We start from the raw sequence: 21,571 nt of genomic DNA on the forward strand, positions 1-21,571 counted from the left end.
ACTCCCTCAACTTTGTCCGTCGCCAAAAATCTCGTTCACGAAAGTGATCAGGTCCGGCATCGTCCGCAGTGTCATTCCCTTTACAGCGCCCAATTTCTTCTGCACGGGCGCAATGGCATTCGAAAAGCCAAGCTTTGAGGCTTCTTTCAACCGATTTTCAGCCTGTGTAACAGGTCTTAACGCACCTGACAGGCTGATTTCACCAAAAACAACCGTGTCAGGGGGTAAAGCGGCATCTTCTCGCGCGGAAAGTAGCGCAGCGGCAACAGCCAAATCGGCGGCAGGTTCGATGACACGCATACCTCCGGCGACGTTCAGATAGACGTCCAAGCCTGCAAAGGGAATGCCACAACGGGCCTCCAGTACCGCCAAAATAGTTGCCAGACGCTGGCCGTCCAACCCGACAACGGTGCGTCGGGCCTGCGCATGGGGCGAGGGCGAGACAAGCGCCTGAATCTCGGTCAAAACGGGCCGCGTCCCTTCAATTCCTGAGAAAACCACCGATCCGGGGGCCGGTTTGTCGCGATCTGACAGGAATAAAGCGGAGGGGTTTGTGACCTCGGTAAGCCCACGTCCGGTCATCTCGAACACCCCGATCTCGTCGGCTGGGCCATACCGGTTCTTGACTGCGCGCAGGATGCGGAACTGATGGCCACGCTCGCCCTCAAAGTAGAGAACTGTGTCCACCATATGCTCAACCACGCGCGGGCCGGCGATTTGGCCCTCTTTGGTCACATGACCCACAGAATCACTGATGTGCCGCGTTTTTTAGCAAAACTGATCAATTCATGGCACGCTGCGCGGACTTGCGAGACCGATCCGGGCGCGCTTTCCACGTTATCCGCCCACATGGTCTGAATTGAGTCGATTACGGCAAGTTGCGGGTGTTCCTTGTCCAACGTGGTCAGGATATTGCGCAGATTGGTCTCTGCCGCAAGTTGGACCGGCGCGTCCTGCAGGTTCAGACGGCTGGCACGCATGCGGATTTGCTGCGCTGCTTCTTCGCCCGAGACATAGATGACGTCCATCCCATTGCGCGCAAACCGTGCTGCGGCTTGTAGCAGTAAGGTGGATTTTCCGATCCCCGGATCGCCGCCGACCAGAATTGCCGAAGCTTCGACCAATCCGCCGCCCAACACGCGGTCCAATTCCCCTACGCCGGAGGATGCGCGCGCCGGAGGGGCTTCGGTCGAGGATAAGGTGCTCAGTTCCATCTGCTTGCCGCGGGCTGTGCCAAGGGTCTTTTTGGCTGGACCCGATGACAGTGGCACCTCTTCAATGATGGCATTCCATGCGCCACAGGCATCGCATCGCCCTGACCATTTGCCATGGGATGCGCCGCATTCGGTGCAGGTGAAAGAGGGGGCCTTGGCCATAAGATATCCTTGCACTATCTGGCGCGAAAATGCGTCAGACACTGCCGAACGGCAAGCCGAATATCAAAAGGATGCCGAAGGCGACCTGAACCAGCGGCAACAGCTTTGCCCAGCCTGGATCACGCCAAATGGCTACCAATCCAAGGATAAGACAACATATACCAGCGGCTTGAGCGAGAAAGGGCATAAGATAGCTTAGGCTGACCATTCCCAAAACTGTTGCAACACAAAGCCCTGCCGCGATGATCCGCCCGACACCTTTTAATACGACTGCTCTGTAAAGCTGCCATAGAAAAGCTGCGAAAAGCAGCGCGGCAAGGACAATCCCGATCAATAGATCAAGCATCATATGATTCCAGAAAATTAATTAAATCAGTTTGTTACATTGTATACCTTAGACGCCCTGCCATGGAAGACCGATAATCAGAAGAAAGCCGAAAACCGCTTGTATGAAGGGTAGAATTTTTGACACATGCGGGTCGTTCCACATTGCAACGAGCCCGGTGAAAACGCAGATGCTGCCGATCACTGGTGAAAGCGCGACCATCAGATTTATATCAACCCAGATCGTCCTCAGAACAAGGTACTGCAGGACAGACAGGATGCCAATCAGCGTTGCAGCAGTAAGGATGACAGAATTCGCGCGCACCAGACCATATGTTTTGGTGCTTCGGTAAATTGACCACAGCATCGCCCATGACGGTCCCGTGGTCAGCAAGAGAGCAAGTTCATGTGCTTTATTCACTTCCTGCTGCTCATATATGAGCAGAAAATCGACAGAAATATGCAGGCGGTGAACATATACAAACCCCACCCGGTCTCTAACCGGCCCACGCCAACCCCTTTGGCGGCTACGATGTATAATGCGATCAGAAAAATATCTGCCATGGCCAGCTTGCCCATAATGGCAAATATTGGCAGCAGTTTTGGCGAAGCCAGATCGAAATGTACTAACGCCAGGCCGATGGTTTTCAGGTAAGGGGCTACCAAAGCAAAGAATGTCACTAGTACGGCCAGAAAAATGTCCTTTTCCCAAAGCGATTGCAGCCCGGTGAGAACCGAGATTTCATCAAGGCTGAAGAACGGGAGAAGACCAGCTTTCAATAAAGGCGCTGCCCAAGAAAGCGGGAACAGGACCAGAAGGGACAGGTTGAGAAGCTTGATAATGGTCATGTTTTTCTATTTATTGTGACATGCGCGGGAGAGCGATTAGCCATAAACATACCTTCCAGCAGGCCGCGACACACTTTTAGCTGAATAACATCACACCAGCCACCACAGCGCTGCCAAGGGTCAGTGCAGCCAGAAAAATGTCGTAGGCGCGGGTGCTGGCACCGGATGAAATGACCTCATAACGCAAATTGGTGCCGGTCCAGAACGCAGCGACGGCGGCGGCCAGAAGGGGCAGGTTCGTCTCGACGAACACTGCAAACAGCAGCCCAAAAGCCATCAGCATCAGGAACGGTATCATTTCCTTCAGCAAATGTTTTACAGCGACCACAAGCTGCGCTTGCCGGTAGCCAATAACCGCAACTGCCAGAAGCCCTGCCAGCAGGTAGCTGAAGCTGACAATCATGATCCAGATGCTGACGGTTTCGATATCCATTATTTTCCTGCCTTAGTCTTTGGTTGGGAGGATGATTTGTCACCCAAACATGGCAAATATAAGAAAACCTTCTGCATTACGCTACCGAACTGCTTCAATAGGCCCTTCGGCGCGTCCATGTATGAACTGATCCAGATAAGGATCGCCTGAATTGTCCATCTCGCCAACCGGCCCAGTCCATTTGATGACACCGTCATGAAGCATGGCAACCTTGTCAGCAATGGCACGCACTGATGTCATGTCGTGGGTGATTGTCATGGCGGTTGCGCCCATCTCAACCACGATTTCGCGGATCAGGTCGTTGATCACGCCCGCCATGATCGGGTCAAGGCCTGTGGTGGGTTCATCAAAGAAGATAATCTCGGGCTCTGCTGCGATGGCGCGGGCCAGACCGACGCGCTTTTGCATGCCCCCTGACAGTTCGGCCGGGTAGCGGTCCGCGACATCGGATTTCAGACCCACACGGCGCAGTTTTTCAATGGCAATCTCGCGCGCCTCGTCTGCGGGTCGTTTTAAGGAACCACGCAGCAGGCGAAACGCCACGTTCTGCCAGACGCTGAGGCTGTCAAACAGCGCGCCACCTTGAAACAACATACCAAAACGCGCCAGAAAGGCGTCATGATCGCCTTTGGTCGCATCCTTACCGTCAACGAGGATCTTGCCTGTATCCGGTGTCACCAGCCCCAGTACGCATTTCAGCGCAACCGATTTACCGGTGCCCGAACCGCCGATGACCACCATGCTTTCGCCTTTGGGAATATGCAGATTCACGCCGCGCAAGACATTATTGTCGCCAAAGGATTTCCGGATATTTTCAAATCGTATCATGCCGAGAAAAATACCCCCGTCAGAACGAAATTAGCTGCGATGATCAAGATCGAGGCGGCAACAACGGAATCGCGCGTCGCCGCTGCCACACCTTGCGCACCACGGCCTGAATGCATGCCGTAATAGCACCCCATCAGCGAGGCAATCAGCCCAAAGGCCAAGCCTTTGGTCAAGCTGGACGTGATATCGATCGCGTCGAGGAAATCTACGGTGTTATTCAGGTATGTTACCGGGTTGAAGCCCAGTGTCTGCACACCCACAATATAGCCGCCCATGATACCGATCGTGTCACCGACGCCAACCAGCAGGGGCACGGCGATAATCGCGGCCAGAACGCGGGGTGTGACCAGATATTTCATCGGGTCAGTCGAGAGCGTGACCAACGCGTCGATTTGCTCGGTCACTTTCATGGTGGCAATCTCGGCCGCGATAGACGACGTTACCCGCGCTGCGATCATCAGGCCGACCATGACAGGGCCCAGCTCTCGCACGATGCCGATGGCAACGATCTGCGGCACGACGGCCTCAGCGTTGAACCGCGCGCCACCTGCATAAATCTGTAACGCCAGCGCGCCGCCGGTGAACAAGGCGGTCAGGCCGACAACAGGAAGGCTGAAATACCCAATGGACATAAGCGCATGGCCGATTTCTTTCACATAGAAAGGTGGCCGCAAAAGATTGGACAGCGCTGTCAGCGCAAAGAGCGTGATGCGCCCGATGGCCGCAAGTGCTACCAGAGTGATGTGGCCAAGCGCGGCAAGATACTTCATGAAGGTGCCCCGACATAGCGGCGCGCATAGCGGTGGCCAAGGCTGGTAAGGATTTCATAGCCGATTGTGCCTGCAGCCTCGGCCAGCTGGTCGACGGTTTGCTGGGGCGCAAGCAGGCTTAGGCGATCCGGCACTTTGTCCAGATGTGTCACATCCACCGTTAACAAATCCATCGAGACGCGACCCACAAGCGGGCAGGGGGTATCGCCTGCATAAAGCGTGGCTTTGCCGGATATGGCGCGGATCAAGCCATCAGCATAGCCCGCCGAGACGGTTGCAATTGTGCTGTCTTCTTGCGCAGTCCATGTGTTGGAATACCCGACAGGTTCCCCTTTTCTGACACGACGGGCCTGGATGACAGGCAGATCGAGCGAAACAACCGGCTGTGCATCGGCGAAGGGAAGCCCACCATAGAGACCGATACCGGGCCGTGTCAGGTCAAAATGATACCCCGCGCCCAGCAACACACCCCCTGTTGCCGCTAGTGATCGTGGGATACGCAAACCTGCCGTCATGTCGAGGAATGTCTTCAGTTGTGCGTCATTCATCGGGTGGTCTGGGGTGTCAGCGCAGGCCAGATGGCTCATCACCAATGTGGCACCTTCGGCCATTTCGGGTTGCCAGTCATAGGCTTCGATCCCAAGCCTGTTCATGCCTGTGTCCACTTGAAGACCAAACGGGTGGTCGGGCAGGTGGGTCTTATGGCGCGCAATCTGCTCGGGCGAATTTAGCATCGGCGTTAATTCAAGATCTGACAGGGTTTGCGTATCACCCTTCATATGTCCGGAGAATACATTTATCTCGGGGCCAGCGCCCAACACGGCGCGCAGCGCGGCACCTTCCTCGGTCACAGCCACAAAGAACCGGCGCGCGCCCGCCTTGGCCAGAGTCTTGGCGGCTATGCCTGCCCCAATGCCATACCCGTCAGCCTTGACGACGGCAGCCGTTTCGACCCCGCTGAGCCGGTCAAGCGCCTGCCAGTTTTCCGCAATGGCGCTTAGATCAATGGTAAGAGTTGCCGTTCCCATGGGTCACGGTTTTGACAGGGCCGTATATGAGGTCAAGCGCAAAAACATCTCAAGACGCTGCCCGGCCTTATTCAGCCGCCCGAAGGGAGCGATTTTTTGTGGGTTTTTGTGGGGTTTCTTCTTTACGTTCGGCCTGGGCCGCGCCAGCGTCTGCTTCAGGCTCCGGCACATCCGGTTCTGACCACAGCAAAAGCGGGTCGGCTACTTTTCGTGCAGAGCGTTGCAGCGCCAGATCGCGGGCTGATCGTGATCCGCGGCCACCAAGGGCTCTGAGTTGTTTGAGTGAACTGTAGGCCCCAAGGGTGATCCATTCGCGCAAGGCCAGAAGGGCCGGGGTCAGCACCAGCGTCAATACTGTGGCGACGCCAAGGCCAAACACAACTGCGGTGGCAAGCTGTTTCCACCAAAGTGCTGTGGGCGAGTCCACCGAATAGCCACCCCGAAGAAATCCAGGCTCAACCCGAACATCATTGGCGCAAGGCCTGCCATCGTGGTGATTGTGGTCAACAGGACCGGACGGATACGGGCCTCTGCTGTGCGCACGATGGCCTCCAGTCGGGGCATGTAGCGGCTGTATTCCTGATAGGTGTCGATCAGCACGATGTTGTTATTCACAACAATACCAGCCAGCGCGACAATGCCTGTGCCGGTCATGATGATCGAGAATTTCTGCCCCATAACCATCATTCCGATCAATACGCCCGTGGTTGACAAAACAACGGCCAAAAGGACGAGGACAGAATTATAAAAGCTGTTGAACTGTGCCAAAAGGATGATGAACATCAGCCCCAAAGCCGCCATAAAAGCAGAGGACAAGAATGCCTGACTTTCTTCCTGCTCTTCCTGATCGCCAGCCCATTCGAAGCTGACCGAAGCGGGTAAGGGGTTTTCTTCTTCAATCCAGTTTGTGATATAGGCGATCCGCTCATTCGCGGTCATCGGCTGACCGTCATCATTGGTCAGATTGGGGGCCACATCTGCTTTCACATCGAAGTAGCGTGATTGATCGACCCGGTCGATCTGACCCAGTTTCGGAACAGGCTTGCGGGAAATGAAGTTTGACAGCGGGATCAACCCGTCAGGTGTACGCACTTTGAGGCCGTCAAGGGTGGACAGCACGCGTTCTGCATCGGGCAGGCGCACGCGGATTTCGATTTCTTCGTCTGATGAATCTACGCGCATCGTATCCAGCAGCAATCCGCGGGTCACAAGCTGCACCATTGCGCCAACGGTGGCCACATCCGCGCCGTAACGGCCTGCGGCCTCTACATCGACGTCGATCTGCCAGTCGATACCGGGCAGGGGAAGCGTGTCTTCGATGGTAATCAGACCAGCCGTGTTTTCGAACTTGGCTCGGGCGATATTAGTGGCTTCTTGCAGATCCTCCCAATTGTCGCCTTTCAGTCGCAAATTGACGGGCTTGCCCTGTGCAGGGCCACGGTCCTGGCTGAGAATTTCGGTCTTGATGCCAGGGATTTTGTCCATGCGGGCCTGAATATCATCCAGGATTTCGATATCATCGCGGCGCGTCCCCCATTCAGCCAGCTCAATCTGGATCTGCCCGATTGTGTCCAGTGGTCCGCTTGCGCCGCCGGTATTCGTATTCAGCCCACCTTCGCCAGCGAACGCGAAGATCGAGTCGATGCCATCCACTTCGGAAATCACAGCTTCGACCCGAGATGTCAGAGCGTCTTTTTCATCAAGCGACAAATTGCCCCGCGCGCGAACATAAACAATGGCTTGTTCGGTCTCGGATTCGACGAAAAATTCGACACCTTTGCTATTATTTGTGAAGATAAAAAATGTACAGGAAACGAAAATTGCTATGCCAAAAAGCACCGCCAGCGGCATAATCGGATTATGAGCAATCAGCGCTGTGAAGCGCCCGAACAAGGTGCGGCGATAGCCCGATTTCAGTTTGTGCCGATCCTCTTGGCGTCTTGATGTGAACAAGCGTGTCACACCCCCTGTGAAGCGGGCTACAACCCCTAAAACAGCGCAGAACAGGTACAAAACACCTGCCAGCGCCAAGCCTGCCGAGACGAGCAAAGCCAACAAAGCCACTAGCGCAATTGATATCTGCGGGATCACAGAGCCCAGTATGTTTGTTCCGTCGATACGGCCAAAGGTAGCCCCGATTTGAGGTGTCGTCACGCTGATACCAGCCACGCCAACCAAGATAGCAAGCGCAAGGCCCACAAAGGAAAGCACGTGCAAATACCAGCGCATGTTTTTGAAAGTCTCAGCACGGCGATAAAAGAAATCGCTCAGGCGGCCAGCAACGCCCCCCATAACAGGCAGATAGATCAGCGCCACGATCAATGACGCCGACAGAACAAAAATAAGCGTGACAGGCAGCATCCCCATGAACTCGCCCGGAACGCCCGGCCAAAACAGCATCGGCAGGAAGGCACACAGTGTCGTTGCGGTCGAACTCACGATAGGCCAGAACATTCGCTTGGCGGCATCGGTATAGGCCTGCATCGGGCCTGCGCCGTCCTGCAGGCGTTTATCGGCATATTCCACAACCACAATTGCGCCATCGACCAGCATCCCTACAGCAAGGATCAGACCGAACATCACAATGTTGGAAATGCTGATCCCCATCAGCCCCAGCAGGATGAAGCACAACAGAAACGAGGTCGGAATAGCGAATCCCACCAACAAGGCCGAGCGCGCGCCTAGCGAGGCAAGAACCACGATCATCACCAGCGCAATTGCGGTCAGGACCGACCCTTCAAGCTGTTTGACCATGTTATCGACGGTCTTGGACTGATCCAGCGTGACATCAACGCGGATTGCATCGCGCAACTCGTCAGGCCATTTTTCCTGTTCTTCAAGAACAACTTTACGCACAAGCTGGCTGGTATCGATAATATTGTAGCCTTTGCGTTTCACCACTTGCAGCGCAACCGTATCGGTGCCGTTGAACCTTGCCGTTCCAACGCGATCTTCAAAAGTGAGCCGGATATCGGCGAGCTGCCCAAGTGTTACGACGCTGTCGCCATTCACCTTCACCGGCAAATCGTATACATCGCGCGGTTCGTCAAAAGACGAAGGGATTTTTACTGCAAAAGCGCCCTGCGCCGTGTCTACTTCACCTGCTGCAATCAGAAGGTTGTTATTGCTGACCACATTGATCAGATCGCTGGCGCTGACATTATAGGCCTCAAGCGCCAGTGGATCGATGATCACCTCAAGCATCTCGTCGCGATGCCCGGCCAGACCTGCCTCTAACACGGGTGGCAAGGCTTCCAGTGTATCCTGCAAATCCTTGGTCACGCGTAGCAAAGTGCGTTCAGGCAGGTCGCCCGACAAAGCCACGATCACAATGGGGAATTCAGAGAAATTGATCTCGTTGATCGAGTATTGCTCGGCTCCGGTTGGGAATTCCGCCTCAGCCTGGCTCATCTTATCCCGGACATCGGCAAGAATTTTGGTCTTGTCCCAGCCAAATTCGAACTCAAGCGCAACACCGGCGTAGTTTTCCGACGCAGTACCTGTGATGGTTTTCAAGCCATCCAGATCCTGCAATTTGGATTCCATCGGCTTGACCAACAACTTTTCGCTGTCTTCAGCTGAAATGCCGGGAAATGGAACCGAGACAAATAATGCCGGGATTTCAATGTCCGGTTCGCCCTCTTTTGGAAGGTTGGTATAGGCTGCCCAGCCGATAACAATGGACATCACAATAAAGGCGATGATCATTCGGGCGCGGGCACCCGCCCAATCGACGATGCCGATCATTGTACCGGCTCCGAGTAGCTTACATCAATCAGCACGCCATCTGTTACATATTCCTGCCCAACAACAATAATATCTGCCGCAACCGGAAGACCAGAGACCCAGACCCCTTCGGACGTATCACGCAGAATTGACACAGGAACGAATTGAGCCTTGTCACCATCGGCGATCTGAACACCCAGCGTACCGGTGTTATCAAGCGTCAAGGCGGAGGCCGGCAGCAGGTGGGCAGCTTGCCCTTCTGACGAGATCAGGATTTCGGTGGTCTGGCCGTCGCGGATTTTCAAGTCTTCGTTTGGCACAGAAATTTCGACGCGGAAGGTGCGTGTTTCAGGATCGGCTGAGCGCGACAGGAAGATAACCTCACCCTCGACCTGTTCATTCGATGTCATGCGCGCTTTGGCCGGGGCGCCAACTGTAACCTTGGACACTTCGGTTTCTGGCACAAAACCCACCAGCTTGATCGGGTTGAGTTGAATGATCGTTGCGCACAGTACACCCGGTTGCATCAGGGTGCCTAGCTCTGCCGTGTCGGTTTCAAGAAGACCCGCGAAAGGTGCTGTGACCTGCAAACGTTCAATTTCTTTTTTCGCAACTGCAAGACCGGCATCCGCGGCTTGCACGCCAGCGCGGGCAGATTGCACGGAAGCGCGGGTTTCTGCCACGCGGGTTTCGGTTGCGAACCCTCCCTCGCTGAGCTTTCTGGCGGCGTTATCGTTGATTTCGGCTTCCGCAAGCCGCGCCTCTGCCTCAGTCAGCCGGGCTTCGGCTTCGTTCAGCGCAGCAAGGCGCGTACCGGGGTCGATTTCACACATCAATTGCCCAGCTTCGACGTAAGTTCCTTTACGCAGAGGCTCTGATTTGACCGGGCCAGTCGTTTCTGCAAGGACATCAACCTGACGTGCAGCCTCTGTTCTGCCGCGCAGTAACACAACGCTGTCGATTTTTTCAGCCTCAGATTTCATGGCAATAACCGACACGATACGCGTGTCGTTTTCATCAGCGGGTGCATCCGCTTGCTCGGGCTCTGGGGCTTCGGTCTGAACAGCCTCGCCATCATTGACGGCAAAAGCCATCAGGCGATCACGCTCGAACACCATCAGGTACAAAGCAGATGCAACTACCGCAGCAAGTATGATCGAAAAAATACGCATAATTCTACCTTGCCGATAATCGGCCATATTGGTGTTGTTGTTTTTCAGATAAGCACATCGCCCACACCCGGCAAGTTGTTCTCAATATGCAATACACTAAACCGACCGGTTCAGATTACTTTTTTACAGAATTTTGTGCAAGTGGCAGTGTCTTGCATGGGCGCACACTGACTGCGCGTTGCCCCTTGGCAAGCTTTGCAGCTTCGGGGTAAGAGCAGATGAATTCGGCAAATGCCGTGCGGAGGTTTACGTGAGCAATACAGACAGCTTCATCGAGGAAGTCACCGAAGAGGTCCGTCGGGACAAGCTATTCCTTGTTCTCAAGCGTTGGGGCTGGATTGGCGGGGTCGCTATCGTTCTGATCGTCGGCGGAGCCGCCGTGAATGAATGGCGCAAGGCCAATGAGCGGGCGGCGGCAGCAGCCTTCGGTGACAGTATTTTATCTGGTATTGATGCAGAAAACCCTGCCGAGGCTCTTGGGGCCATTGAGACCTCTGATCCATCGCAGGCGGCAGTTGCAGGTCATCTGGCCGCTGCAGCGGCGCTGAACGAAGGTGCTACGAGCGGCGGAATTACAGCTTTGGAGCAGGTCGAGACGCTCGGCGATGTTCCGCCAATATACCGGGATCTGGCCGCCTTTAAAAAGGCGCTGGCCTTGCCGCGTGATACGCCTGCACAAGAGCGTATCGCTGAATTTGATGCGCTTAGCGGCCCTGGTGCGCCGTTCCGGCTGCTATCGCAAGAGCAAAAAGCACTGGTTTTGATCGAAACTGGCAAGGTTGATGAGGCGGTTGTAATCCTGCGTGATCTTCTGATTGACGCGGGTATCACTCCGGGCTTGCAACGCCGTGCATCAGAGTTGATTGTTGCCCTTGGTGGCAATCTGGAAGCTGGTTAAGCTTGCTGGCGTGTCAAACGAAACAAAATACAGGGGCGCGGGCGCGGTGATCTTCTCAAAACGGGCAATGCTGGGGCTAACCCTTATGGTGCTTGCATCATGCGGCGAAAAGGAAGTCATTCTTGACGGAGAAAGATTTGACATTCGTGATCCGCGCGCGACTGGGGCGGAGCAATCAACAGATGCCACGCAGGCTACGCGTGCTTTTTCAGCCCCTGCACAAGTAAACCACGCTAACTGGACCCATCGCAGCGGCAACAATACCCACAAGATCACCCATCCTGCCCTTGGCTCGTCCCTCTCTTTGGTCTGGAGCACGTCTATCGGAGAAGGCAATAAACGCCGCGCGCGGATCACGGCTGACCCGATTGTCGGGGGTGGGCTGATATTTGCGATGGATTCGCAATCACGTGTCACCGCGCTGAAACCTAATGGCAATGTCGTATGGAACAAGCAGCTGATCCGTGTCACGGACAGGGAACGTGATGCGTCTGGGGGTGGGTTGGCTTTTGCCGATGGTGTGATTTTCGCCACGACCGGATTCGGTGAGCTGTATGCTATGAGCGCCTCGGACGGCAAAACGATATGGCGCCAGAAACTTGATGCCCCGATCACGGCTGCGCCAACTGTGGCAGGCGGGCTCGTCTATGTTGTCAGCCGTGACAGCAGCGCTTGGGCACTGGACGTCAAACAGGGACGTATTCGCTGGCAATTGCCCGGAACCCCTAGCGAAGCCGTGATCACTGGTGGGGCAGGGCCTGCGGTTTCAAACCGTCTGGCGATATTCCCTTTTGGTTCGGGGGAAGTTTCTGCGGCTTTGAAAACCTCGGGTATTCGCGTCTGGGGGTCCTCTGTCGCAGGACAACGGCGCGGCAGGGCTTATGCCAACATCTCGGACGTTACTGGCGATCCGGTGATTTTCGGCAACCGTATCTACGCTGCCAACCAAGGCGGGCGTGTCGTAGCACTTGAAGCCGCATCGGGCGACCGTATCTGGACCGCAAGCGAAGGGGCGTACAGCCCGGTCTGGCCATCAGGCGACTCGGTCTTTCTGATCTCTGAACAAGCTGAACTGATCCGTCTGGACGCTGAAACCGGCAGCAAAATCTGGGGTGTCGATCTGCCCTACTTCGTCAAGGAACGGATCAAGCGTCGCAAGGCAGTCTTTGCCCATTTCGGCCCGATCCTTGCCGGGGGGCGTTTGATCGTTGCGTCCAATGATGGCGTGATCCGCAGCTATGATCCGGCAACTGGCAGGCTGGTAGGCACGACAAATCTGCCGGGTGGTGCCGCGTCTAACCCGATTGTTGTGAACCGCACGCTCTATGTGATTACCGACAAAGGGCAACTCGCCGCTTTCCGTTAGAGGCTTTTGCCTGTATGACGCGCTCCTGATCCCCTTTCGGAGCATATCTTATGTCTTTCACGCTGGCCATTGTTGGCCGTCCCAATGTTGGCAAGTCCACGCTGTTCAACCGTCTGGTGGGCAAGCGCTTAGCGCTGGTTGATGATCAACCCGGTGTGACGCGTGATCTGCGTGAAGGTGCCGCGCGGCTGGGTGATCTGAAATTTACGGTGATCGATACGGCTGGCCTTGAGATGGCCACGGATGCATCCTTGCAAGGTCGTATGCGCGCGCTGACGGAACGGGCCGTTGGTATGGCCGACGCCTGCCTGTTCCTGATTGATGCACGCGCAGGTCTGTTACCCGCCGATGAGATTTTCGCCGATATCCTGCGCAAGAAGAACGCCAATGTGATCCTTGCGGCGAACAAGGCCGAGGGGAAAGCAGGCGAGGCGGGTCTGATCGAGGCTTATTCTCTGGGTCTGGGTGATCCCATTGGTTTGTCTGCCGAACACGGGGAAGGCATGGCCGACCTTGCCGCCGCCCTGCGCCCATTGATCGAACTGGCAGAAGAAACGGGGCCCGTGGCCGAGCCCGAGACAGACGTGACGATTGAAGAAGATAGCGAGGAAGAGGTTGCGTATCAGGCCCCAACCGCCTCTAAACCTTTGCAAATTGCTGTTGTCGGTCGCCCGAACGCAGGTAAATCCACCTTGATCAACAAGATCATTGGCGAAGAGCGTCTGTTAACTGGGCCAGAGGCCGGTATCACCCGTGACGCTATTTCAGTCATGACCAATTGGGGCGGTATGCCCACCCGTATTTTTGACACGGCTGGCATGCGCAAAAAAGCCAAAGTGCAGGACAAGCTTGAGAAGTTAAGCGTTTCAGATGGCCTGCGCGCAGTAAAATTCGCCGAAGTGGTTGTGGTTTTGCTTGATGTGGACATTCCGTTTGAACAGCAGGATTTACGCATCGCTGATCTGGCCGAGCGTGAAGGTCGGGCTGTTGTGCTTGCTGTTAACAAATGGGATCTTGAGGGCGAAAAGCAGGACAAGCTCCGCCAGCTCAAAGAGCAATTCACCCGCCTTTTGCCGCAGCTGCGCGGCGCGCCGTTGATCACGGTCTCTGCGCTTACCGGGCGCGGTCTGGATCGTTTGCGCGAGGCTATTCTTGAGGCGCATGAAGTCTGGAACCGCCGCATTCCGACCGCAGCGCTCAATCGCTGGCTGGTCGGTATGCTAGAGCAACACCCACCCCCTGCGCCACAAGGCAAACGCATCAAACTGCGCTACATGACGCAGGCCAAAGCACGTCCGCCGGGCTTTGTGGTTATGGCGTCGCATCCGGATTTGCTGCCCAAAAGCTATTCGCGTTATCTGGTCAACGGCCTGCGCGAGGATTTCGACATGCCCGGCACACCAATTCGCCTGTTTATGCGGAGCCAGAACGAGGCCAACCCTTTCAAGGGCCGCAAAAAACCGGGGCCCTCGAAATTGCGTAAACATATCGAAGGGCGGCGCGATTAAGCGTGTAGCCCCCGGTCTTGCAGACCCGGCTTTGCAGCCTCCAGTGATCTTTAGGCTGCGACCTTAGGCCCTTGACCGCGTCTGCGACGGTTCCGTCTGCGTTTGGGTTTGCCAGATGCATCATTGGAAGGCTCAGGTTTTGCACCTGACTGCTGTGCTCCGCCTGCGCGCTTTGCACCGCCGCCACCGCGACGCCCACCACCGCCACGTTTGGGCTTTTGTTCCTCTTCAGATCGGGCCCAACGCCGGCCACTGGCCACGGGGATCGTGATTTTCAGCAGTTTCTCAATGGCTTTAATTTCACCCATCTCATCCGGCGCGCAGAAGGCAATCGCTTCACCTTCACGACCTGCACGGGCGGTTCTGCCGATGCGGTGCACATAGCTTTCCGGGACATTGGGCAGGTCATAATTATAGACAAAACCAACGCCCGGAATATCGATGCCGCGCGCAGCCACATCGGTCGCAACCAGCACGCGCAATTTCCCAGCTTTGAAATCTGTCAAGGCGCGGTCACGATGGTTTTGCGATTTGTTGCCATGGATTGACCCTGCGGCAAAGCCCTTGGTTTCAAGTAGCTTCTTCAGCTTTTCGGCCCCATGCTTGGTGCGGCAGAACACCAGCGCCAGATCGTCGCGGTGTTTGTCCATCAACTCAATCAGCAGATCATTCTTGGCCGCTTTGGCAATGTAATGCACGGATTGCGTGATCTTGTCAGCGGTCTTACCAGGGGGCGCGACCTGCACGCGGCGCGGGTGGTTCAGATAGGTGCCGGCAAGTTCTTCCATCAGTTTTGGCATGGTGGCTGAGAACAGCAATGTTTGGCGTTCGGACGGCAATAGCTTCGCAATCTGGCGCAGTGCATGAATAAAGCCCATGTCGAGCATCTGATCCGCCTCGTCCAGTACCAGATAATTGGCATCATCCAGTGTCAGCGCGCGTTGTTCCAAAAGGTCGATCAGGCGACCAGGCGTTGCGACAAGCACATCTGTACCACGCTCCAGCGCTTTTTTTTGAGCGTTCATGGACAGGCCACCTACGACCATGTTGATCTTCAGATGCCCGCCGCCCTGAAACAGCTTCAGCGCATCACAGATCTGTTTTGCAAGTTCCCGTGTTGGGGCCAGGATCAAAGCGCGGACAGTTTTGGATGCGGGCTTTGTGCCTATTTTCATCAGGTTATGGATCAGAGGTAGGCCAAAAGCTGCGGTTTTACCGGTGCCGGTCTGGGCCAAGCCCGTGACATCGCGGCCAGACAAGACAATCGGGATCGCCTCTTCCTGAATAGGGGTCGGGTTGATCAGGCCGTTTTCGGCCAGTTTCTCGGATAGCTTTTTGCTAAGGCCGAGGGCTTCGAATTTAGTCAATCTATGTCCTTTCAAAGACAATATGCCTGCAAACCGCCAAATGGCGTGCAGGTCGCGTTAATAGGGCGCGGAAGTGGTTCTTCCGCCGGACCCTTTCGCGTGAAATTGGGAACGTTTTGCGACACAGTGCTGTGCTGATCGGATCAGCCCACGCGGCACGAATATGCGTCGTCTTGGTGTTGCAGTTGCGCTTTCTTTGGCCACAAGTCAAGCCTCAATTGGGGGTGGAGCCCATTGGCATGATTTTGTAGAACAAGAAACGAGAGGGGGCGCCCATGTCCGACACCATCATTTCGCGCAGCGTTTCCAAAGGTTTGCGTATGACCGGCCAGCGCCGTGTCATAGCACAGGTGTTACAGGACAGTGACGATCATCCCGACGTGGAACAGCTCTATACACGCGCCACGGCGGTAGATCCCGGTATTTCAATCGCGACTGTCTATCGGACGGTCAAGCTGTTTGAAGAGGCCGGGCTTCTGGACAAGCTGGAATTCGGCGACGGGCGTGCGCGCTATGAAGACGCAGAACGCGATCACCATGATCACCTGATCGATATGCAAACGGGTGAAGTGATCGAATTCGTCGACCCCGAGATCGAAGAGCTACAGGAAAAAATCGCCAAACGGCTGGGTTACAAACTGAAAGGGCATCGGTTGGAACTGTATGGGGTGAAAGAATAGCCATCCAAACCGGGGCTGGGTGAAACAACACCACCTTGCCCCTCAACCATCGCCACGTTACACCTGCCGCAACGTCATTTCTTTCTCAAAGGACATCTTCCCATGAGCACAATTATCGACATTCACGCCCGTGAAATTCTGGATTCTCGCGGCAATCCCACAGTTGAGGTGGACGTTATTCTGGAAGACGGCACGATGGGGCGGGCAGCGGTTCCATCGGGGGCCTCGACCGGGGCTTATGAGGCGGTGGAAAAACGCGATGGCGATAAGGCGCGCTACCTTGGCAAAGGCGTGCTGGAGGCTGTGGCGGCCGTGAATGGCGAGATTGCGGAAAGCTTGTTGGGCGAGGATGCGACGGATCAGGTCGCGATTGATGAGATGATGATCGAAATCGACGGCACCGATAACAAAGGCCGTCTGGGCGCGAATGCGATCCTTGGGGTCTCGATGGCTGTGGCCAAGGCTGCGGCGGAGTTTACGACGCAGCCGCTTTATCGCTATGTTGGTGGCACCTCGGCGCGGGTTTTGCCGGTGCCGATGATGAATATCATCAACGGGGGCGAACATGCCGATAACCCGATTGATATTCAGGAATTTATGATCATGCCTGTCTCGGCGAGCAATATCAGCGAGGCTGTGCGTATGGGATCAGAGGTCTTTCATACCTTGAAGAAAGAGCTGTCAGCGGCAGGACATAACACCGGGATCGGGGATGAGGGTGGCTTTGCGCCCAATCTGGCCTCGACCCGCGATGCGCTGGATTTCATCATCAAGGCGGTCGAGAAAGCCGGTTACACACCGGGCGAAGATATCTATCTGGCGCTGGATTGTGCGGCCACCGAATACTGTGTGGATGGGATTTATGAGATGAAGGGCGAGGGCAAATCCCTGAGCCGCGAAGAAAACGTAGCCTATCTGGCAGCGCTGGCCGGTGATTATCCGATTATCTCGATTGAAGACGGCTGTGACGAGGACGATTGGGACGGCTGGAAGATGCTGACCGATGAGATCGGCGACAAGGTGCAGCTTGTGGGTGATGATTTGTTCGTGACCAACCCGGAACGGTTGGCACAGGGGATCGAGCGAGGTTCGGCCAACGCGATGCTGGTGAAGGTAAACCAGATCGGCACGCTGACCGAGACATTGCGCGCTGTGGATATGGCGCACCGGGCCGGTTTCCGGAACGTAATGTCACACAGATCGGGCGAGACTGAGGATGCGACGATTGCAGACCTTGCTGTGGCCACGAATTGCGGGCAGATCAAAACGGGATCACTGTCGCGCTCAGATCGGCTTGCGAAGTATAATCAGCTTATCCGGATCGAAGAAGCCTTGGGCGAAAGCGCGCAATATGCTGGGCGGGCGGTTCTGAAATAAGGGATCGGACCCTGCGAATTGCGGTAATTTAATGGTGGAGCCACAGATTTTGATATTTTGACGTTACGTCTGAAAATCAGAGGCTTGGAGTATAATATTGTTGTATAACAAGGCGTTAGTCTACGTCTCCTCTGATTTTCCCAGTGTTTACGGGGTAAAACTATGTCCGGTTCCCCGTAAAAGCTGACCAGTTTTCTGACATATTCATTTCATCGGAAGCATGGCTCGAGGGGGCACGGGATGATGAACATGAATCAGACAAAGGCACTGAGTAACGCGCTACCAGCATTTCTTGCAAAACCGTTTCTGCGTCTTGTGAGCGCTGAGACAACTGAACCAGAGCAAGCAATGGTTGAAACAGCGCGCGAGGACATCAAGCGTCTGTATATGGAAGACCTAAAGGCGCTTCTGGAGGATAATAGCCAGGTTTTGCAAGCGGCTTAACTTCTGAACTGACATGGAAAGGCCCCGCACTTTGTACGGGGCTTTTATTTTGGCCGTCATCTCAATGCTTCTTATGAAGTAGAAAAGACACGTGAAAGCGTCAGGTCGGGCCTGCGTTGATGGGTTTTCGACTGTGTGTTGCTGAGGTAACAACGCATATGGACGCCGATGATCTGATCACTGAGTTAAACCTTGCGCCGCACCCTGAAGGTGGCTGGTATCGCCAGACTTGGGTGGATGAAACCGGTGAGGGTAGGCCGCACGGCACGTGCATCTATTTTCTGCTCAAACAAGGGGAGCGGTCCCACTGGCATCGGGTTGATGCGGTCGAGATCTGGCATTTTTATTCGGGAACGCCGTTGATCCTGTCTGTATCCGCAACCCAAGCGGGGCCAGCGACGGAATATCACCTTGGTCCTGATCTGACGGTGGGGCAGGTCCCGCAGGTTATTGTGCCTAAAGATCACTGGCAGGCCGCATCTGCGCCTGATGGCTGGGCGCTTGTGGGATGTACCGTATCGCCAGGGTTTCAGTTTGAAGGCTTTGAATTGGCTGCGCCTGGATTTGAGATAGAGCGTTAAGAATGGAATCTATATAACCGTGTTTCGTCAAAACGCGGGCCTATATCCCCGAGTTGAAAGAAGGCTCGGTAATTTTGTGTACAGGAACTCAGGGGGAAACTGCGAGGTGGCACATGGTTCCGGCTTGCCCAGTCGGGGAAATGCGTGGGGCTGACAACACCGGCTCCGTAAGCGGATCATTGCTCGCAGCTTTGCGGCAAGTTTCTGCCAGCTGCCGTTGTTTTAGTAGGCTGATGGAGGCGTGGTGTCGTAGGGTTGACAATGTGTCAAAAAATAAAAGCCGCCAATGCGATGGCGGCTCATTATATTGATATTCAAAGGTGGCTTACCGGCCCCATGTGCGGATTGGACCGCAATCCATATGCACGAAGTTAGAGCCCGAATAGCGTCCAACGCCCCCCGCGGAACAAGACGCAGCGGCGCGTGCTATTTGACCGACAGAGCGGGACTTGAGACGCAAATCTGCTGCCTGACCCTTCATATGCAAGGAGTTTCTTGCAACGCCGCGTGACCTAGATCGCAGCATGGCATTTGTTTGTGGGGATCTATAGCCGGACAACAACAAATAGGGCTCATCAGCGCCCATCAGATTGTGCGAGGCCGACATGATATCAATCGTGCGTGTGTCTATATTTGCTGCAGAGTTCTGACGCCAATCGCGCATAAAGTAGTTCACTTCGGCAAGGGATTCTTTGATATATTCACCCTCAATCCAGTAGATCATATCGATATGTTCGCCGGTGCGTCCGGAATGCATCGTCAGGCGGCGAACATCGCCAGCGCCCTTTAGAAACCCGAATACACCTGAATAGACTGGTGCTGCTGTGACTGCCGTTGCCGCAAATGCCCCGAGTAACGCACGACGCGTTACATTAGCGTTTTGTCTTTCGCCCATGAATTATGCCTGTCCCGTTCGTCAAGCCACTTACGCAGCCAATTGTCTGAACCCCCCGGTTGCAATCTTTATGCACAAGGTGATTCTTGAACTCAAGGGAACTCTACGAGAAATACCTTAACTTGGTGCAAATGGGCAAAAACTCGCGCATCAAGGATAATTGACCTTACGTGATGCAAAAAAGTGACGCTTGGGCAACGCGCCATGGAAAATCGATATAGTCTCAGGATTGTGAGTGGACTTCGCAGGGTGGGTATAAAATTGTTTTTAGGTAAATGTTGATTTGTTTTACAAGGAAAACACGGATGAAATTTAGAACTGATCGTCGCTCTGCATTGCGCATGATGGCCGCGGGTGCGGCTGGTGTTATGATGCCTGCTTTTGTATCGGGACGTGCCGATGCGGCGGTTACGGCGTTGAAACAATCCATCGCTGAAGCTGCCGCCAAGGATGGTGCGCTGACTGAATTCTATCGTCAGCGCGGTTTCAAACCATTATTTACGGGCAATGGTGACAGGCGTCGTAGAAGCGCCTTGATGAAAGCATTTGCCAAAGCTGATGATCATGGCTTGCCTGTTGCGCGTTATAATCCAGATGAACTGGCGGGTCTCATGAAGGCCGCCAGAACGCCGCGGGATCAGGGCCGTGTCGAGGTCGAGGCGGCACGCCGCTTTCTGGCATATGCAGATGATCTGAGATCTGGCGTACTAAATCCGCGCAGTGTCGATAGCGGTCTGGTAATGAAAGTCGCGCGCTACGATCAGGTTGCTACACTTGATGCGTTTTCTAAATCCTCACCGCAGGCATTTCTGCGCAAGATGACCCCAAACAAGCCGGAATATGTACGGCTGCAAAAGGAAAAGGTTAAGCTTGAAAAACTGATGGCTCGTGGCGGCTGGGGTGATATGGTTCAGGCCAAAGCCCTCAAGCCGGGGCAATCCGGGGGCGGTTGTTCAGTTGCGCAACCGTCTGATCCGCATGGGGTACATGCGCAAATCAGCCAGCCAGACATATGATGAAAAGCTGACCGCTGGTGTGCAGCAGTTTCAGCATTTCCATGGGCTGAACCCTGATGGCGTCGCTGGCCCTGGCACTTTGGCCGAGGTGAACAAAGGTGTGCAGCAACGTCTGCAACAGGTCCTTGTCGCACTGGAACGGCAGCGCTGGAACAATCGCCCGCTGGCCAAAAAGCATGTCTGGGTCAATATCCCGGATTATCACGTTGATATCATCCAAAACGGCAAGTCCACCTTCCGCAGCCGCGTGGTTGTGGGCAAGAACGATCCGGACCGCCGCACGCCTGAATTTTCGGATGTGATGGAACATATGGTGATCAACCCGTCGTGGTATATCCCGCGCTCGATCACAACGAAAGAATATCTGCCGCTGCTCAAGCGCAACCCGAACGCCGTCAGCCGGATGCAGATCATCGCGCCCAACGGAAAGATTGTGAACCGCAACGCAATCAACTTTGCACAGTATAACGCGAAGACTTTCCCATTCTCGATGAAAGAGCCCCCGAGTCAGGGTAATGCTCTTGGTCTGGTCAAGTTCATGTTCCCGAACAAATACAATATTTATCTGCATGACACCCCGTCCAAAAACCTGTTTGGCAAAGAGGCTCGTGCCTTCAGCCATGGGTGCGTAAGGGTTCATAAGCCGTTCGACTTTGCCTATGAGCTTCTGAAAGCTCAGGAAAGCGATGCGCAAGGATATTTCCAAAACATACTGAAAACCCGCAAAGAGCGGACAGTTAAGCTGGCACAGCCTTTGCCGGTTCATCTGGTCTATTACACCGCATGGGTCGACCCCAAGGGAAGGGCAAATTACCGACGCGATGTTTATGGTCGTGATGCGCGTATTTTTGCAGCACTCGCAAATGCCGGGGTTTCACTGCGCTCAGTTCAGGGCTAAACCTGCCAGAGCAGGCGCGTAATGCGCGCCTGACT

General features: G+C 54.9%; 19 protein-coding genes and 2 pseudogenes. 9 read left to right on the forward strand and 12 right to left on the reverse strand.

Annotated features, from left to right (window positions below; genetic code table 11):
- Window positions 1-6: 6 nt before the first annotated feature.
- The 10 genes and pseudogenes from radA to ACZ1HF_RS02515 all read right to left on the reverse strand — a co-directional run bounded on the left by radA (window position 7) and on the right by ACZ1HF_RS02515 (window position 10,506).
- Window positions 7-1,376, reverse strand: a pseudogene (gene radA, locus ACZ1HF_RS02470) (DNA repair protein RadA).
- A gap of 34 nt (window positions 1,377-1,410) precedes the next feature.
- Window positions 1,411-1,725 carry a hypothetical protein gene (locus ACZ1HF_RS02475; protein WP_472656023.1) on the reverse strand — a complete coding sequence of 105 codons (315 nt, stop codon included), beginning with the start codon at window positions 1,723-1,725 and terminating at the stop codon, window positions 1,411-1,413.
- Window positions 1,726-1,770: 45 nt separating this feature from the next.
- On the reverse strand, window positions 1,771-2,121 hold the full coding sequence (locus ACZ1HF_RS02480; RefSeq protein ID WP_472656024.1) for a hypothetical protein: 351 nt from the start codon (window positions 2,119-2,121) through the stop codon (window positions 1,771-1,773).
- Window positions 2,118-2,549 (reverse strand): paraquat-inducible protein A, encoded by a 432-nt coding sequence (locus ACZ1HF_RS02485; RefSeq protein WP_472656025.1) that lies wholly within the window; start codon window positions 2,547-2,549, stop codon window positions 2,118-2,120. The genes ACZ1HF_RS02480 and ACZ1HF_RS02485 overlap by 4 nt, the downstream gene beginning before the upstream one ends.
- A 76-nt stretch (window positions 2,550-2,625) precedes the next feature.
- Window positions 2,626-2,982: a hypothetical protein gene (locus ACZ1HF_RS02490; protein WP_472656026.1), complete on the reverse strand. Its 357-nt coding sequence runs from the start codon at window positions 2,980-2,982 to the stop codon at window positions 2,626-2,628.
- 81 nt (window positions 2,983-3,063) lie between these two features.
- Window positions 3,064-3,810: an ABC transporter ATP-binding protein gene (locus ACZ1HF_RS02495; protein ID WP_472656027.1), complete on the reverse strand. Its 747-nt coding sequence runs from the start codon at window positions 3,808-3,810 to the stop codon at window positions 3,064-3,066.
- Window positions 3,807-4,580 (reverse strand): MlaE family ABC transporter permease, encoded by a 774-nt coding sequence (locus ACZ1HF_RS02500; RefSeq protein ID WP_472656028.1) that lies wholly within the window; start codon window positions 4,578-4,580, stop codon window positions 3,807-3,809. Before ACZ1HF_RS02500 ends, ACZ1HF_RS02495 begins: the two co-directional genes overlap by 4 nt.
- Window positions 4,577-5,608 carry an alanine racemase gene (gene alr, locus ACZ1HF_RS02505; protein ID WP_472656029.1) on the reverse strand — a complete coding sequence of 344 codons (1,032 nt, stop codon included), beginning with the start codon at window positions 5,606-5,608 and terminating at the stop codon, window positions 4,577-4,579. Before alr ends, ACZ1HF_RS02500 begins: the two co-directional genes overlap by 4 nt.
- A gap of 67 nt (window positions 5,609-5,675) precedes the next feature.
- A pseudogene (locus ACZ1HF_RS02510) lies at window positions 5,676-9,355 on the reverse strand (efflux RND transporter permease subunit).
- Window positions 9,352-10,506 (reverse strand): efflux RND transporter periplasmic adaptor subunit, encoded by a 1,155-nt coding sequence (locus ACZ1HF_RS02515; RefSeq protein ID WP_472656030.1) that lies wholly within the window; start codon window positions 10,504-10,506, stop codon window positions 9,352-9,354. The pseudogene ACZ1HF_RS02510 and the gene ACZ1HF_RS02515 overlap by 4 nt, the downstream one beginning before the upstream one ends.
- A gap of 250 nt (window positions 10,507-10,756) precedes the next feature.
- Here ACZ1HF_RS02515 and ACZ1HF_RS02520 point away from each other — a divergent pair, with 250 nt between their 5' ends.
- From ACZ1HF_RS02520 to der, 3 genes are read left to right on the forward strand one after another with little or no spacing between them, the layout of a single operon-like run.
- Window positions 10,757-11,404 (forward strand): hypothetical protein, encoded by a 648-nt coding sequence (locus tag ACZ1HF_RS02520; protein ID WP_472656031.1) that lies wholly within the window; start codon window positions 10,757-10,759, stop codon window positions 11,402-11,404.
- Entirely contained in the window at window positions 11,382-12,770 is a 1,389-nt protein-coding gene (locus tag ACZ1HF_RS02525) for a PQQ-like beta-propeller repeat protein (RefSeq protein ID WP_472658962.1), read from the forward strand. The genes ACZ1HF_RS02520 and ACZ1HF_RS02525 overlap by 23 nt, the downstream gene beginning before the upstream one ends.
- A 50-nt stretch (window positions 12,771-12,820) precedes the next feature.
- Window positions 12,821-14,278, forward strand: a complete 1,458-nt coding sequence (der, locus tag ACZ1HF_RS02530; protein ID WP_472656032.1) for a ribosome biogenesis GTPase Der — start codon at window positions 12,821-12,823, stop codon at window positions 14,276-14,278.
- A 50-nt stretch (window positions 14,279-14,328) separates the two neighbouring features.
- On the opposite strand, the gene ACZ1HF_RS02535 is transcribed toward der, so the two are convergent.
- A complete protein-coding gene (locus ACZ1HF_RS02535; RefSeq protein ID WP_472656033.1) occupies window positions 14,329-15,645 on the reverse strand; it encodes a DEAD/DEAH box helicase in 1,317 nt (438 codons plus the stop codon).
- Window positions 15,646-15,920: 275 nt separating this feature from the next.
- On the opposite strand from ACZ1HF_RS02535, the gene ACZ1HF_RS02540 reads away from it, so the two are divergent.
- The 4 genes from ACZ1HF_RS02540 to ACZ1HF_RS02555 all read left to right on the forward strand — a co-directional run bounded on the left by ACZ1HF_RS02540 (window position 15,921) and on the right by ACZ1HF_RS02555 (window position 18,727).
- Entirely contained in the window at window positions 15,921-16,325 is a 405-nt protein-coding gene (locus ACZ1HF_RS02540; protein WP_472656034.1) for a Fur family transcriptional regulator, read from the forward strand.
- A gap of 102 nt (window positions 16,326-16,427) precedes the next feature.
- On the forward strand, window positions 16,428-17,702 hold the full coding sequence (gene eno / locus ACZ1HF_RS02545) for a phosphopyruvate hydratase (RefSeq protein ID WP_472656035.1): 1,275 nt from the start codon (window positions 16,428-16,430) through the stop codon (window positions 17,700-17,702).
- 249 nt (window positions 17,703-17,951) lie between these two features.
- Entirely contained in the window at window positions 17,952-18,146 is a 195-nt protein-coding gene (locus ACZ1HF_RS02550) for a hypothetical protein (protein ID WP_472656036.1), read from the forward strand.
- A gap of 158 nt (window positions 18,147-18,304) precedes the next feature.
- Window positions 18,305-18,727, forward strand: a complete 423-nt coding sequence (locus ACZ1HF_RS02555; RefSeq protein ID WP_472658963.1) for a cupin domain-containing protein — start codon at window positions 18,305-18,307, stop codon at window positions 18,725-18,727.
- Window positions 18,728-19,052: 325 nt separating this feature from the next.
- Here ACZ1HF_RS02555 and mepK read toward each other — a convergent pair whose 3' ends face one another.
- Complete coding sequence (mepK, locus tag ACZ1HF_RS02560) at window positions 19,053-19,622, reverse strand: peptidoglycan L,D-endopeptidase MepK (RefSeq protein ID WP_472656037.1); 570 nt, start codon at window positions 19,620-19,622, stop codon at window positions 19,053-19,055.
- A gap of 305 nt (window positions 19,623-19,927) precedes the next feature.
- Between mepK and ACZ1HF_RS02565 the strand changes: the two genes are divergently transcribed.
- Entirely contained in the window at window positions 19,928-20,638 is a 711-nt protein-coding gene (locus ACZ1HF_RS02565; protein WP_472656038.1) for a L,D-transpeptidase scaffold domain-containing protein, read from the forward strand.
- Window positions 20,580-21,536: a L,D-transpeptidase family protein gene (locus tag ACZ1HF_RS02570; RefSeq protein WP_472656039.1), complete on the forward strand. Its 957-nt coding sequence runs from the start codon at window positions 20,580-20,582 to the stop codon at window positions 21,534-21,536. Before ACZ1HF_RS02565 ends, ACZ1HF_RS02570 begins: the two co-directional genes overlap by 59 nt.
- Window positions 21,537-21,571 lie beyond the last annotated feature (35 nt).

Source organism: Litoreibacter sp. GN1-5 (assembly GCF_055693805.1).

Excerpts from the sequence above, each read along its gene's own strand:
- ACZ1HF_RS02475 (WP_472656023.1), bottom strand. The coding sequence starts at position 1,725 with ATGATGCTTGATCTATTGATCGGGATTGTCCTTGCCGCGCTGCTTTTC.
- ACZ1HF_RS02485 (WP_472656025.1), bottom strand. The coding sequence starts at position 2,549 with ATGACCATTATCAAGCTTCTCAACCTGTCCCTTCTGGTCCTGTTCCCG.
- ACZ1HF_RS02490 (WP_472656026.1), bottom strand. The coding sequence starts at position 2,982 with ATGGATATCGAAACCGTCAGCATCTGGATCATGATTGTCAGCTTCAGC.
- ACZ1HF_RS02495 (WP_472656027.1), bottom strand. The coding sequence starts at position 3,810 with ATGATACGATTTGAAAATATCCGGAAATCCTTTGGCGACAATAATGTC.
- ACZ1HF_RS02500 (WP_472656028.1), bottom strand. The coding sequence starts at position 4,580 with ATGAAGTATCTTGCCGCGCTTGGCCACATCACTCTGGTAGCACTTGCG.
- alr (WP_472656029.1), bottom strand. The coding sequence starts at position 5,608 with ATGGGAACGGCAACTCTTACCATTGATCTAAGCGCCATTGCGGAAAAC.
- ACZ1HF_RS02515 (WP_472656030.1), bottom strand. The coding sequence starts at position 10,506 with ATGCGTATTTTTTCGATCATACTTGCTGCGGTAGTTGCATCTGCTTTG.
- der (WP_472656032.1), top strand. The coding sequence starts at position 12,821 with ATGTCTTTCACGCTGGCCATTGTTGGCCGTCCCAATGTTGGCAAGTCC.
- ACZ1HF_RS02540 (WP_472656034.1), top strand. The coding sequence starts at position 15,921 with ATGTCCGACACCATCATTTCGCGCAGCGTTTCCAAAGGTTTGCGTATG.
- eno (WP_472656035.1), top strand. The coding sequence starts at position 16,428 with ATGAGCACAATTATCGACATTCACGCCCGTGAAATTCTGGATTCTCGC.
- ACZ1HF_RS02550 (WP_472656036.1), top strand. The coding sequence starts at position 17,952 with ATGAATCAGACAAAGGCACTGAGTAACGCGCTACCAGCATTTCTTGCA.
- ACZ1HF_RS02555 (WP_472658963.1), top strand. The coding sequence starts at position 18,305 with ATGGACGCCGATGATCTGATCACTGAGTTAAACCTTGCGCCGCACCCT.
- mepK (WP_472656037.1), bottom strand. The coding sequence starts at position 19,622 with ATGGGCGAAAGACAAAACGCTAATGTAACGCGTCGTGCGTTACTCGGG.
- ACZ1HF_RS02565 (WP_472656038.1), top strand. The coding sequence starts at position 19,928 with ATGAAATTTAGAACTGATCGTCGCTCTGCATTGCGCATGATGGCCGCG.